The 12,050-nt window shown below is 71.9% G+C and carries 14 protein-coding genes and 1 pseudogene; 8 read left to right on the top strand and 7 right to left on the bottom strand.

Annotated features, from left to right (window positions below; genetic code table 11):
* The first annotated feature begins 88 nt into the window (after positions 1-88).
* From STRTUCAR8_RS15380 to amaP, 5 genes are all read left to right on the top strand, one after another.
* Positions 89-589: an Asp23/Gls24 family envelope stress response protein gene (locus STRTUCAR8_RS15380; protein ID WP_044472256.1), complete on the top strand. Its 501-nt coding sequence runs from the start codon at positions 89-91 to the stop codon at positions 587-589.
* A 53-nt stretch (positions 590-642) separates the two neighbouring features.
* The gene (locus tag STRTUCAR8_RS15375) at positions 643-828 is read left to right on the top strand and encodes a hypothetical protein (protein ID WP_044472255.1); all 186 of its coding nucleotides are present in this window, start codon (positions 643-645) and stop codon (positions 826-828) included.
* A 66-nt stretch (positions 829-894) separates the two neighbouring features.
* Positions 895-1,248, top strand: coding sequence for an Asp23/Gls24 family envelope stress response protein (locus STRTUCAR8_RS15370; RefSeq protein ID WP_044472254.1), 354 nt, complete (start codon positions 895-897; stop codon positions 1,246-1,248).
* On the top strand, positions 1,245-1,943 hold the full coding sequence (locus STRTUCAR8_RS15365) for a DUF6286 domain-containing protein (protein ID WP_006376685.1): 699 nt from the start codon (positions 1,245-1,247) through the stop codon (positions 1,941-1,943). Before STRTUCAR8_RS15370 ends, STRTUCAR8_RS15365 begins: the two co-directional genes overlap by 4 nt.
* A gap of 6 nt (positions 1,944-1,949) precedes the next feature.
* Positions 1,950-2,528: an alkaline shock response membrane anchor protein AmaP gene (amaP, locus tag STRTUCAR8_RS15360; RefSeq protein WP_006376683.1), complete on the top strand. Its 579-nt coding sequence runs from the start codon at positions 1,950-1,952 to the stop codon at positions 2,526-2,528.
* Between the two features lie 111 nt (positions 2,529-2,639).
* Here amaP and STRTUCAR8_RS15355 read toward each other — a convergent pair whose 3' ends face one another.
* The 5 genes from STRTUCAR8_RS15355 to STRTUCAR8_RS15335 form a co-directional block, all read right to left on the bottom strand.
* Positions 2,640-3,395 carry an SDR family oxidoreductase gene (locus STRTUCAR8_RS15355; protein ID WP_006376686.1) on the bottom strand — a complete coding sequence of 252 codons (756 nt, stop codon included), beginning with the start codon at positions 3,393-3,395 and terminating at the stop codon, positions 2,640-2,642.
* A 5-nt stretch (positions 3,396-3,400) separates the two neighbouring features.
* The gene (locus STRTUCAR8_RS15350; RefSeq protein WP_044472253.1) at positions 3,401-5,242 is read right to left on the bottom strand and encodes a glycoside hydrolase family 15 protein; all 1,842 of its coding nucleotides are present in this window, start codon (positions 5,240-5,242) and stop codon (positions 3,401-3,403) included.
* A gap of 85 nt (positions 5,243-5,327) precedes the next feature.
* Positions 5,328-6,134, bottom strand: a complete 807-nt coding sequence (locus STRTUCAR8_RS15345) for an SURF1 family cytochrome oxidase biogenesis protein (protein WP_006376697.1) — start codon at positions 6,132-6,134, stop codon at positions 5,328-5,330.
* 96 nt (positions 6,135-6,230) lie between these two features.
* A complete protein-coding gene (locus STRTUCAR8_RS15340; RefSeq protein WP_078507207.1) occupies positions 6,231-6,464 on the bottom strand; it encodes a hypothetical protein in 234 nt (77 codons plus the stop codon).
* Between the two features lie 79 nt (positions 6,465-6,543).
* Positions 6,544-7,551 carry a DEDDh family exonuclease gene (locus STRTUCAR8_RS15335; protein WP_006376696.1) on the bottom strand — a complete coding sequence of 336 codons (1,008 nt, stop codon included), beginning with the start codon at positions 7,549-7,551 and terminating at the stop codon, positions 6,544-6,546.
* 164 nt (positions 7,552-7,715) lie between these two features.
* Between STRTUCAR8_RS15335 and STRTUCAR8_RS15330 the strand changes: the two genes are divergently transcribed.
* Positions 7,716-8,585, top strand: a complete 870-nt coding sequence (locus STRTUCAR8_RS15330; RefSeq protein WP_006376684.1) for a sterol desaturase family protein — start codon at positions 7,716-7,718, stop codon at positions 8,583-8,585.
* On the top strand, positions 8,582-9,283 hold the full coding sequence (locus STRTUCAR8_RS15325; protein ID WP_006376695.1) for a lysoplasmalogenase: 702 nt from the start codon (positions 8,582-8,584) through the stop codon (positions 9,281-9,283). Before STRTUCAR8_RS15330 ends, STRTUCAR8_RS15325 begins: the two co-directional genes overlap by 4 nt.
* Here the strand turns inward: STRTUCAR8_RS15325 and STRTUCAR8_RS15320 are convergent.
* Positions 9,249-10,277 carry a CopD family protein gene (locus STRTUCAR8_RS15320; RefSeq protein WP_006376688.1) on the bottom strand — a complete coding sequence of 343 codons (1,029 nt, stop codon included), beginning with the start codon at positions 10,275-10,277 and terminating at the stop codon, positions 9,249-9,251. The genes STRTUCAR8_RS15325 and STRTUCAR8_RS15320 overlap by 35 nt on opposite strands.
* A 67-nt stretch (positions 10,278-10,344) precedes the next feature.
* On the bottom strand, positions 10,345-11,751 hold the full coding sequence (locus STRTUCAR8_RS15315; RefSeq protein ID WP_044472251.1) for a CoA transferase: 1,407 nt from the start codon (positions 11,749-11,751) through the stop codon (positions 10,345-10,347).
* A 55-nt stretch (positions 11,752-11,806) separates the two neighbouring features.
* Here STRTUCAR8_RS15315 and STRTUCAR8_RS49715 point away from each other — a divergent pair.
* Positions 11,807-12,050, top strand: a pseudogene (locus STRTUCAR8_RS49715) (NADP-dependent phosphogluconate dehydrogenase); the annotation flags it as partial.

Raw genomic sequence — 12,050 nt, 5'->3', positions numbered from 1 at the left:
CGTCCCCTGCCTGCCGCATCCCTGGCGCGGGTCCGCCCGGCCCCGCCTACTGTGGATCGGGGAGGACGACCGAAAGGGGTGTACGGCGATGACCGACATGACCCAGTCCAGCCGGCCGGAGCAGCCCGGCGATCAGGGCGGCGACCCGCTGTCCGCCCAGCTCAGGAAGCCGAACGTCACCAGGCGCGGCGGCGGTGACCCCGCCGACCGGGGGCGCACCACGATCGCCGACGGGGTCGTCGAGAAGATCGCCGGGCTCGCCGCCCGGGACGTCGTCGGTGTGCACGCGATGGGCAGCGGTCTGTCCCGGACCTTCGGTGTGGTCCGTGACCGGGTGCCGGGCGGCGCCTCGAAGTCCGTCAGCCGTGGAGTGAAGGCCGAGGTCGGAGAGGTGCAGACGGCTCTCGACCTGGAGATCGTCGTCGAGTACGGCGTCTCGATCGGCGACGTGGCCCGGGCCGTGCGCGAGAACGTCATCGCCGCCGTCGAACGCATGACCGGCCTGGAGGTCGTCGAGGTCAACATCGCGGTGACGGACGTCAAGCTGCCCGAAGAAGAGGAAGAAGAACCCGAGCCCCGCCTGCAGTGATCCTGCGGTGACGGATTCGGGGCATCGGCAGAGCACCGGGAAGGCAGGGCAGAATGAGCATCGCCGTGATCGGCATGATCGCCGGAATGGCGCTGGGATTCGCCGGGTACTTCGGCGGCTTCGGCGCGTTTCTGCTGGTGGCGGCCCTGGGCGCCCTCGGCTTCGTCGTCGGCCGGTTCCTGGAGGGTGACCTGGACCTGGGTGACTTCTTCCGCACCCGCGACGACCGGCGGCGGTGAGGCGTCGTGGCCGAGGAGCAGGCCGGTGAGGAGCGGTCGGGAGATACCCGTACGCCCCGCAAGGCCATGACGGCCGTGCCACCCGGTGAACGCGGCGCCACCCGGATCGCCGACCGGGTCGTGGCGAAGATCGCCGCGCAGGCGGCCCGTGAGGCGCTGACCGAGCTGCCTCCGGACGCCGTGCCCCCGCACGCGACGGTCGTCGTCCACCACGACCGTGCCCGCGTCCGTGTGATCCTCGAACTCCTGTACCCATCGGATATCGGTGGCCAGTGCGCGACAGTGCGTCATCGGGTCGCTTCGCGGGTACACGCACTGGCGGGAATGGACGTGCCGGAGGTCGCCGTCGAGATCGAGCGGCTGCACCTGGCACCGCCGCACGGTGCGGCACCAGGGAAGGCGCAGGGGAGGACGCGATGAGCGAGCCCCAGGGCTTCGACGGCTCCGGGAACACCCGAAGACTGCCAGTACTGGAGAAACCGGACGACGCGACGACCGACACCCCGGGAACGGGGCAGTCCTCGTCCACCGCCGCCTACGACCCCCTGCCCGTCCTCGGCGACGGGGAGGACAGGAACGGCCGCTTCTGGTCGGCGCGCCGTGTCCCGGCAGCCGTCCTCGCCCTGCTGCTGTTTCTCGTGGCGGGCGCGTTCCTCTACGACATCACCGCGGTACGAGCCCGCCGCGAGGCCATGAGCTGGCGCAAGGCGCTGGCCGGGCAACTGGCGGAACGTCCCCTCGACGACACCTGGGTCCTGGTCGGCGCCGGTGTCGCGGTGGCCCTCGGCACCTGGCTCCTCGTCCTCGCTGTCACGCCCGGTCTGCGGGGCGTCCTGCCGATGCGGCGCACCCACGCCGACGTCAGGGCCGGCCTGCACCGGGCCGCCGCCGCGATGGTGCTGCGCGACCGGGCCATGGAGGTGTCCGGCGTCCAGTCGGTCCGGGTCCGGATGACCCGCACCAGGGCAGACGTCCGCGCGCTCTCCCATTTCCGTGAACTCGACGACGTACGGGCCGACCTGGACGACGTGCTCACCTACGCGATCAGGAGCCTCGGCCTGTCCCGGCCGCCGGCCCTGTCCGTGCATGTCGCCCGCCCCGGCCGGAAGGGGTGAGGACGGATGCGGCGCGTCGTCAACCGCGTAATGCTCGGCCTGGCGGGCCTGGCGCTGATCGTCGTCGGCGGCTCGGTCCTGGCCGTGGGGCTCGGCGCCCGATGGCCGACGTGGTGGATCCACGACGACCGCCACGACGTACTGCTGAGCGACGCCGAACGGACCCACTACCGGGACGCCGGCTGGTGGTGGCCGACGGTCCTCGCCGTCCTGGCCGCCCTGGTCCTCCTGACCCTGTGGTGGCTGACCGCGACCCTCCGCCGACGCCGCCTCACCGAGGTCCTGGTGGACACGGGCGACAACGAGGGCGCCCTGCTGCGAGGCCGCGCCATGGAGACCGCGGTCGCGGGAGAGGCGGCCCGCCTGGACGGCGTGGAACGAGCCCACGTGACCCTGACGGGCAGCCGCACAGCCCCGGAGGCCCGAGTCCAACTCCTCCTCCAGCCGCACGCCACCCCGGAGGAAGCGGTACTCCGCCTGGCGGCGGAAGCCCTGACCCATGCCCGCGACTCGGCAGGCCTCAAGTCCCTCCCGACGGAAGTCGATCTGAGGGCGGTCAAGCACCGCGCGGAAAGGGTCAACTAGCAGTCAGGGGCACGAGCAGTTCCCTAGGGGCGCGAGGCTGTGACATATGCGGCTCCGCCGCGGGGCGCGACAAGCCACAACGCACCCGCAGCCGCACGACTACAGGCCAGTTCAGAACCCGTGCCGCATCCCCCCGTCAACAGGCACCATGACCCCCGTCAGATAGCTCGCCGCAGGCGACAGCAGAAACGCCGCCGTCCGCCCGAACTCCTCCGGCTTCCCGTACCGCCGCAACGGAATCCGCGACTCGTTGGCGACCCGGGTCGCCGCCGGGTCGGCGGACAGCCCGTCCAGCTCGCGCACGCGATCCGTGTCGATGCGCGCCGGCAGCAACCCCACCACCCGGATCCCGCGCGGCCCCACCTCGTCGGCGAGCGACTTGGCGAACCCGGCGAGCCCCGGCCGCAGGCCGTTGGAGATGGTCAGCCCCGGAATCGGCTCGTGCACCGAACCGGACAGCACGAACCCGACGACCCCGCCCGGCTCCAGCTCCGCCACCGCCGTACGGGCCAGCCGTACCGCACCCAGGAACACCGAGTCGAACGCGGCCCGCCACTGCTCGTCCGTGTTGTCGGCGACGAACCCCGGCGCCGGACCGCCCACGCTGACGAGGATGCCGTTGAAACGCCCGAAGTGCTCACGGGCCGCCGCGACGAGCCGCTCCCCGACCTCCGGGTCGGAGTTGTCCGCGGCCACGCCCACGGCCCCGGGGCCGAGGGCTGCCGCGGCCTCCGTGACCGTCTTCTCGTCCCGCCCCGTGATGACCACCTTCGCGCCGTCGGCGACGAGTTCGCGCGCGGCGGCGTTGCCCAGTCCGCGGGTGGCTCCGGTGACGACGTACACCCGGTCCTTCAGTCCAAGATCCATGGTCCCTATCCTGCCCGGTTCTCGCCGTACAGGGCGAGGGCGGTGTTGACGAGGCCGATGTGACTGAACGCCTGGGGGAAGTTGCCGAGCTGACGTTCGGCGACCGGGTCGTACTCCTCCGCCAGCAGCCCCACGTCGTTGGTGACAGCGACCAGGCGTTCGAAGAGCGCGCGCGCCTCCTTCGTACGGCCGATCATGTGCAGGGCGTCCGCAAGCCAGAACGAGCAGGCCAGGAACACGCCCTCGTCACCGGGCAGTCCGTCGACCACGGGACCGTCCGTGCTGTAGCGGCGGACGAACCCGCCGTGCCCCAGCTCGTCCCTGATCGCGTCGATGGTGCCGACGATCCTCGGGTCGTCCGGCGGCAGGAAGCCGACGCGGGGCAGGAGCAGCACGGCGGCGTCGAGTTCGCGGGAGCCGTAGTACTGGGTGAACGTGTTGCGCTCCGGGTCGTAGCCGCGTTCGCACACCTCCCGGTGCACCTCGTCGCGCATCGCCCGCCAGCCCTCCAGGTCGCCGCCGTTCAGCTTCGGGTTGAGCTCCAGCTGACGTACCGCGCGGTCCGCCGCGACCCAGGCCATCACCTTGGAGTGCACGAAGTGCCGGCGTGGGCCGCGCACCTCCCACAGTCCTTCGTCGGGCAGGCGCCACGCCGTCCCCAGGAACTCCATGAGCGCGCACTGCAGACGCCACATGTGCGGCTTGGACGGGAGTCCCGAACGCCGGGCCAGCGCCAGCGAGTCGATCACCTCGCCGTACACGTCGAGCTGGAGCTGCCGTACCGCGGCGTTGCCGATGCGCACCGGGGCCGAGCCGCCGAACCCGGGCAGCCAGTCCAGCTCGAACTCGGGCAGCCGGCGCTCACCGGCGAGCCCGTACATGATCTGGAGGTCCGCCGGGTCGCCCGCGACGGCCCGCAGCAGCCAGTCACGCCAGCACTCGGCCTCCTCGTGATAGCCCACCGACAGCAGCGCGTTCAGGGTGAGCGTGGAGTCGCGCAGCCAGCAGTAGCGGTAGTCCCAGTTGCGTACGCCGCCCAGTTCTTCTGGGAGTGACGTGGTGGGGGCGGCCACGATCCCGCCGGTCGGCGCGTAGGTCAGCGCCTTGAGGGTGATCAGCGAGCGCACGACGGCGTCCCGGTGCGGCCCGTCGTACGTACAGCGCGCAGACCAGGCCTCCCAGTCAGAGACGGCCGCGTCCAGTGCCTCGTACGGGTCGACGAACGGCGGATGCGGCTCGTGCGAGGGGTGCCAGGTCAGCACGAACGCGACCCGTTCGCCCTCCGCGACGGTGAACTCCGAGTACGTGGTGAAGTCCCGGCCCCAGGTACGCACCCCTTCCTCGGTACGCAGCCACACCGCGTCCGGTCCGGCGACGGCCACCCGGTGTCCGTTCGCCCGGCGCATCCAGGGCACGATCGCCCCGTAGTCGAAGCGCAGCCGCAGTGTGCTGCGGACGGTCACCTCGCCGCGTACGCCCTCGACGATCCGTACGAGATCGGGCGCACGGTCGCGCTGGGGCATCAAATCGGTGACGCGTACGGCGCCGTCGTCGGTCTCCCACTCGGTGTCGAGGACGAGGGTGCCGGGCCGGTAGGAGCGCCGGACGCAGCGGTCGGCGCCCTCGGGGGCGATCCGCCAGTGCCCGTTGCGTTCGTCGCCGAGCAGAGCGGCGAAACAGGCGGCCGAGTCGAAGCGGGGCAGACACAGCCAGTCGACGCTGCCGTCCATGCCGACGAGCGCGGCGGTCTGGTGGTCGCCGACGAGGGCGTAGTCCTCGATACGAGGGATGCGGTGCTTCTGATGGGGGTGCACGAGGGGCGGGTTCCCGGTGAGGGGCCCCGGCATTCGGGCGAAGCCGTCCTGTCACACGCCGAGATCTCCCGGTTACGTCACCCGGCCGTTCACGCCGAGCGGGGTGGTGTCAGGGGTGTCAGACGGCGGCGGGCTCGGTGTCCGGCGATTCCTGAGCCTCGCGTGCCGCCGCTTCGGCCTCCGCGCGGTCCCGGCGTTCCCTGCGGACGAGGATCACCCAGCCCAGGGGGACGGCCGCGGAGAACAGCCACCACTGGATGGCGTAGGCGTAGTTCAGCGCGGCGTTCTCGTCGCCCGGCTTGCCCAGCAGCTCCGGGGTGTCGCCCTTCGGCGCGGGCGTCGTCAGCACGATGTAGCCGCCGAGCACCTCGGCGCCGAGGCGCCGGGCCTCCTGCCGGCTGTTGATCAGCATGACCTGCCGGTCCGGCAGCCCCTTGAGGTCCTTGATACCGCTCGCCGCGGTCGTCTCGGCGGGCATCAGCCGCCCGGTGACGGTGATCTCGCCCTTCGGGGGCGCCGGGATCGTGGGGAACGCGGTCTGGCTCGGACCGTCGGAGGGGATCCAGCCCCGGTTGACCAGCAGGACCTTGCCGTCGTCGAGGACGAACGGGGTCAGGACGTGGTAGCCGACCTCGTCGTCGGAGTTGGTGCGGCGGCGGACGACGACCTCGTCGTCGGTGTCGAAACGACCCTTGGCGCTGACGGTGTGGTACCGCTCGCCGGTGGTGACGGTGTGACCGGGGGAGGTCAGCTTCTCCACGGGCACCGGATCGGCCGACAACGCGTCGGCGACCAGCTGGTTACGGGCGCTGCGCTCCTCGTAACGGTGCATCTGCCAGATGCCCAGCCTGATCATCGTGGGGATGAGGACGAGGGCGACCAGCGTGAGGATCACCCACTGCCGGGACAAGAGGAAGCGGTACACCCCACTGACGGTACAACTCGTCCGTGGGGTGCCTTCAGGGGGGTACGGACTCGGACGCGGACCCTCCCAGACCTTCCCAGACCCTTCCGGGCCGTCTCAGACCCTGTCGACGATCCCCACCCTCCCCTCCGCGCGTGCGCAGTGCGCCCCGCAGTACCAGTGGCCCTCGGCCTCGACGCCCTGCCCGATGATCTGGACCCGGCAGTGCTCGCAGATGGGTGCCATACGGTGGATCGCGCAGGCGAAGCAGTCGAAGACGTGCACCGACCCCTGCGCGTGCACCTCGAAGGTCATTCCGTAACTGTTCCCGCAGACTTCACAACTGGCCATGGGCCACAGGGTGGGCCGTCGGCGCCGTACGAGCGAGACGGTGCCGGGCGAGTCGGGCGCCAATCACCCGTCCGTACGGTCATCCCTCGGCCGCTGGTTCCACGTCCCGCAGGAGCTGCCCGAAGGCCGCCTCGTCGATGACCGGCGTGCCGAACTGCCGGGCCTTGACCACCTTCGAGGTCATGGAGTCGGGGTCGTTGGTGACGAGCAGGCTGGTGAGCCGGGACAGGCTCGTCGCGACATGCAGTCCCGCCTCGACGGCCCGGTCCTCCAGCAGGTCACGCTCGACCGAGGTGTCCCCGGAGAACGCCACGCGCATGCCCTGCCTGAGCGGACGGCCGTCCTCGTAGCGACCCGGGTTGGGGTACGGACACGCCGGCCGCTTGCGGGAAGGGCGCCAACTGGTCGGCTGATAGCTCCCGTAGCCCCCGGAGGCCTGCCGCCCGATCTGTGGGCGCGAGGAGCCGCCCGCCGCCGATCCGGACCACTCCGTCAGCGGCCGGCACTCCAGCAGCGGCAGCCGTACGCCGCCCCGGGCCGCCGCGTGCAGACTGGGCCGGAACGCCTCGGCGAGCACCCGCGCGTCGTCCAGCGCGTGGTGGGCCCGTTGCTGGACGACCCCGTAGTGCGCGGCGAGGGTCTCCAGCTTGTGGTTGGGCAGCGGCAGTCCCAGCTCCTTGGACAGCGCGATGGTGCACAGCCGCTGCCGCACCGGCGCCTCGCGCTCCGCGCGCGCGTACTCCCGGGCGATCATCGACCAGTCGAAGACGGCGTTGTGCGCGACGAGCACACGGTCGGCGAGCCGGGACGCGAACTCCTCGGCGATGTCCACGAAGAGCGGGGCACCCTCCAGGGCGTCGCTCGTCAGCCCGTGGATCCACACCGGCCCGGGATCCCGTTCCGGATTGACCGTTGTGTACCAGTGGTCCTCGACCTCACCGCGCGCGTCCAGCCGGTAGACCGCGGCGGAGATTATCCGGTCGTCCCGGGACAGACCGGTCGTCTCGACGTCAACGACCGCGTATCCCTGGGGATATGCGGTCGGCCACGGGGCGGGGGACGGCGTGGGCGTCAGGTCTTCGAGCATGGTCCCAGAGAATACGGGCCGCGACTGACACTCCGTCGCGCGCCCGTCGCGCGCCCGTCGTGTACCCATTGGCGGAGACCACCAACAAGCAAGCGCGTACTGTGCTGAATACTTGTCAGTAACAACGTCTATGCGCCGTCTGTGTGGCGTCCTAACGTGCAGTCATGCCCAACCTCCCCGACGTCGTGGCCTGGTCGATACCCGCCTTCGTGCTGCTCACCGTCATCGAGATGATCAGCGTTCGGATCCACCCCGATGAGGACGCCGCCGGGTACGACTCCAAGGACGCCGCCACCAGTGTCGGCATGGGACTCGGCAGCCTGGCCTTCGACTTCCTGTGGAAGATCCCGATCGTCGCGCTCTACACGGCCGTCTACCAACTCACGCCCCTGCGCGTGCCCGTCCTGTGGTGGACCGTTCCGCTCATGCTGCTCGCGCAGGACTTCTTCTACTACTGGTCCCACCGCGGCCACCACGTCGTTCGCATCCTCTGGGCCTGCCACGTCGTCCACCACTCCAGCCGCAGCTTCAACCTGACGACGGCTCTGCGCCAGCCCTGGACCACGCTCACCGTCTGGCCGTTCTACGTCCCCCTCGTCGCCCTCGGGGTCCACCCGGCGGCGCTCGCCTTCTGCTCCTCCGTGAACCTCGTCTACCAGTTCTGGATCCACACCGAGCGCATCGACCGCATGCCCCGGTGGTTCGAGTACGTCCTCAACACGCCCTCGCACCACCGTGTCCACCACGCCTCCCAAGGCGGCTACCTGGACCGCAACTTCGGCGGAATCCTCATCGTCTGGGACCGCCTCTTCGGCTCGTTCGCCGCCGAGACCGAACGGCCTGTCTACGGGTTGACGAAGAACATCGACACGTTCAACCCGGTCAGGGTCGCCACTCACGAGTACGTCGCGATCGTCAAGGACATCAAGGCGGCGGGCAGTTGGCGTGAGCGCGCCGGCCGGGTGTTCCGGGGGCCCGGCTGGCAGCCCGCGCACCCGCGCCGGGAACCGGCCGAAGAGACCGTCGGCGCGTGAGGCCCGCCCGGGTTCTCCTCGCCGCCTTCGCTCTCACGGCGGCCGTCGACCTGATCTCCCTCGCGGCCGGCTCCGACACCGGACACGCCCTCGCCAAGCCCTTCCTGATGCCCCTCCTGGCCGCCCACGCACACCTTCGCGGCGCCCCGCGACTCCTCCTCGCCGCTCTCCTCCTCGGCGGGGCCGGCGACGTCCTGCTGCTCTCCGACGCCGACCCGGCGTTCCTGGCCGGCATGGCCTGCTTCGCCGTCGGCCATGTCTGTTACCTCGCGCTCTTCAGGACGTACGGCAACCAGGACAGCACCCCGAACGCCACCCCACGCGCGCGTGCGGCACGAAGTCGGCTCGCGGTGGCCTACGCCCTGGCCCTAGGCGGCACCCTCGCCGTCCTCTGGCCCGGCCTCCCCGCCGAACTCCGTATCCCCGTCGCCGGTTACAGCCTCCTGCTGACCGCGATGGCCTACCGGGCCACGGCACTCGGTCTCCTCGCCGGCACGGGCGGGGCGCTCTTCCTGCTCTCCGACACTCTCATCGCGACCGGAGTCGCGGACCTGCCCCAGCTCCCCGCACCCGACTTCTGGATCATGCTCACGTACGTCGCGGCCCAGTGGCTCCTGACCGGCGGTGTGCTCGCGGCGGCGAGCACCGGTACGCGCCCACCCCTCAAGTCCAGCGGATCGGCACCGGCAACGCGGTGAGCAGCCCCGACACCGCGACCACCAGCCCCAGCGCGACGACCTCCGCGCGCGCGGGGGAGCAGGCGGTCAGCGGGTCGGCCGCCCGGCTCAGCCGCAGCCGCGCCCACAGGGCGAGGCCGGCGACGGCCGCCACGACGATCACCTTGGCGAGCAGCGTGCGGCCGTACGCCGTCGACGTGAGCTGGTCCCAGACCGTGTCCGGCGGCATCCGGCGGAGCGTGCTCCAGACGCCCGTGGCGGTGATCAGCGCGAGCAGAACGGCCGCCACGCGCGCGTAGAGGCCCAACAACGCCACACGCGCCTCCCGGGCGGCCCCCCAGAGGGGCAACGTCCGCAGGACGTACAGCAGTCCGCCCACCCACAGCGCCGCACAGATGAGATGGACGAACGTCAGCGCCGAGCCGGTCAGCGGGTCGAGCTCCGGTGCCGGATGAGCCCGCAGCGCCTCCGCCACGGCCACCACCGCCAACGGCCAGACCTGTGTGGCCGGGCGGGCCGAGAGCGCGCACAGGCCCGCCGCGGCGAACCCGTTGACCTCCAGCAGAGCCAGCTTGCCGTCCCGGGACTCGTACAGGCCGCCCACGTCGATCGCCGCAAGGCTGTGCGGTACGAGGTTGCCGGTCGACACCACCGAGGCGAGCCCCAGCGCGGCGACAAAACCGACACCGGCCGCGTACGGCGCCCACGCGCGCGCCCGCTCCGCCGGCGCCCCGGGCAGCCCGCCGGCCAGCCGGTGCACGAACAGTTCGCCCACCGGAACGCACAGGGCGGCGAACAGCGCCGTCCGCAGCAGTCCGATCCCGCCCGCGCCGGGCGCGGCGGCCTCCCCGGTGCCGTCCAGCGCGACGGCCGGCCCGAGCAGCGGAATCAGGGCGGCCAGTACCACCAGCACGAGCACGGCGACAGCGCGGCCGGTGCCGGGGCGTGAGCCGTCGGGCGTTCTCGCGGGCCCGTCCTCGGCGGACGGCCCGTCAGTCGGTCGTGTCAAGCCCACCCCAAGTTCCTCACCGGCCGTCAGTACGTGGGGCCGTTGGCCCCACGTACTCGACGCTGTGTCTGTCTCAATACACCCAGCGCGCCCGATCGGTCCCCCAAACGCCGGGAGACCGTGCCCAGTCGACCGGCCCACCAGTGAAGTGGACCGGCGGGAGCGCGTACCGCAGCCGCCCCAGCGCGCTGTCCCGCTCGGCGAGCCACGCCTCCGGCCCGTCGTACGCGGAGTCGTCCACCGAGTTGTTCACGGAGTTGCTCACGGGCGCCGCCTGGCCTTGCTCCGCCCCGCTCATCAGCCACCCGGCCGTGCGGGCCAACGCCAGCCGTACGAACCGGCTGCCGCCCTCCCGTACCTGGTCGCTCAGCGCCCGCAGCACCCCCGCCGCCAGCAGATACCCCGTGCCGTGGTCGAGTGCCTGCGCGGGCAGGGCGCCCGGTTCCTCGGCCGACCCCTCCGCCACCGCGATGCCCGAGGCGACCTGCACCAGGCTGTCGAAGCCCCGACGCTCACCCCAGGGCCCGTACGCACCCCACGCCGACAACTGCCCCACGACCACTCCGGGCCTGCGCTCGGCCAGCGCCTCCGGCGAGAGCCCGAAGGGGTCCAGGGCGCCGGGCCGGTACCCGGTGACGACGACGTCGGCGCCGGCGAGGAGTTCCTCGAAGGCCCGCCGGTCGGTCCGCAGGTCCAGTACCGCCGACCGCTTCCCGAAGCCCGTGTCGGTGTGCTGGTCCGGGAGTTCGGGCAGCTGAGGCGCGTCCACGCGCAGTACGTCCGCGCCGAGCAGGGCGAGGGTGCGGGTGGCGACGGGGCCCGCGATGACCCGGGTCAGGTCGAGGACCCGGACTCCGGCGGCGGGCAGCAGGGGGCCGGTGCCGATCGGCGCGAGCACGCGCGCGCGTGCCGAGTCCAGCCGTCCGCGCTCGGCCAGGGGCCGCGCGGCCACCGCCGCGCCCTGTTCGTGCGCGGCCCACTCCTCGGCCGTACGCAGCGCGACGGCGAGGCCCCCGGCGGCGTACACGGTCTCCTCGGCCTCCACCGAGGAGCGTTCGGCGAACGCGGCGGCGACGGACTCCGGGTCCTCGGACGTGCCCAGGGCGGCGAGCAGACGCGCTCGGTGATGCGGGTAGTTCGCATGGGTGCGCACCCAGCCGTCCGTCGTCCGCCAGAAGCGCGACAGCGGCGCGAAGGAGACCGGTGCGCGTCCGTCGACCAGCAGGTGCCGCTCGCTGACGAGGGCCGTGGCGATCGCGCCGTCGTCCAGACGAACCCCGGGGACCTCCGGCAGCCCGGCCCGGAGGGCGCCCAGTTCCGCGGCGGCCAGCGCGCACGCCCCCACACAGGCCCGCGCCGACTCCCGTACCGGAAGCCGTGATGCGAGCACTCCGGTGCGTACGACGGTCGAGATCCGGTCGGGGGTGGCGGGATCGCCGCCCAGCGCGGCCCAGGTGTACTCCGTGCTCAACACAGTCATAGGCGCACTATGCCGTGTGGATCGGATCGACATCCGTACGGGACCGACACAGTGGGGGCACGCGGCGCTGCGCGAGGCCTCGCGCGGTCTGGCCGGCCCTAAGGCGACCCCGCTGAGCGAGTCGGAGGCGGCGGCGTTCGCCGACCGCGTCTAGCATGCGCTGTACGCGTCTAAGATCGTGTCGTACACGCAGGGCTTCCACGAGATCGCGGCGGGTGGCGCCGAGTACTACTGGGACATCGACCTCGGTGCCGTCTCCGCCCTCTGGCGCGGTGGCTGCATCATCCGGGCGGCCTTCC

It is taken from the genome of Streptomyces turgidiscabies Car8 (assembly GCF_000331005.1).
In the GTDB taxonomy this organism is placed as follows: domain Bacteria; phylum Actinomycetota; class Actinomycetes; order Streptomycetales; family Streptomycetaceae; genus Streptomyces; species Streptomyces turgidiscabies.
Note: the sequence above shows the minus strand (reverse complement) of the source record. Positions and strands in the feature narration are given on the sequence as shown.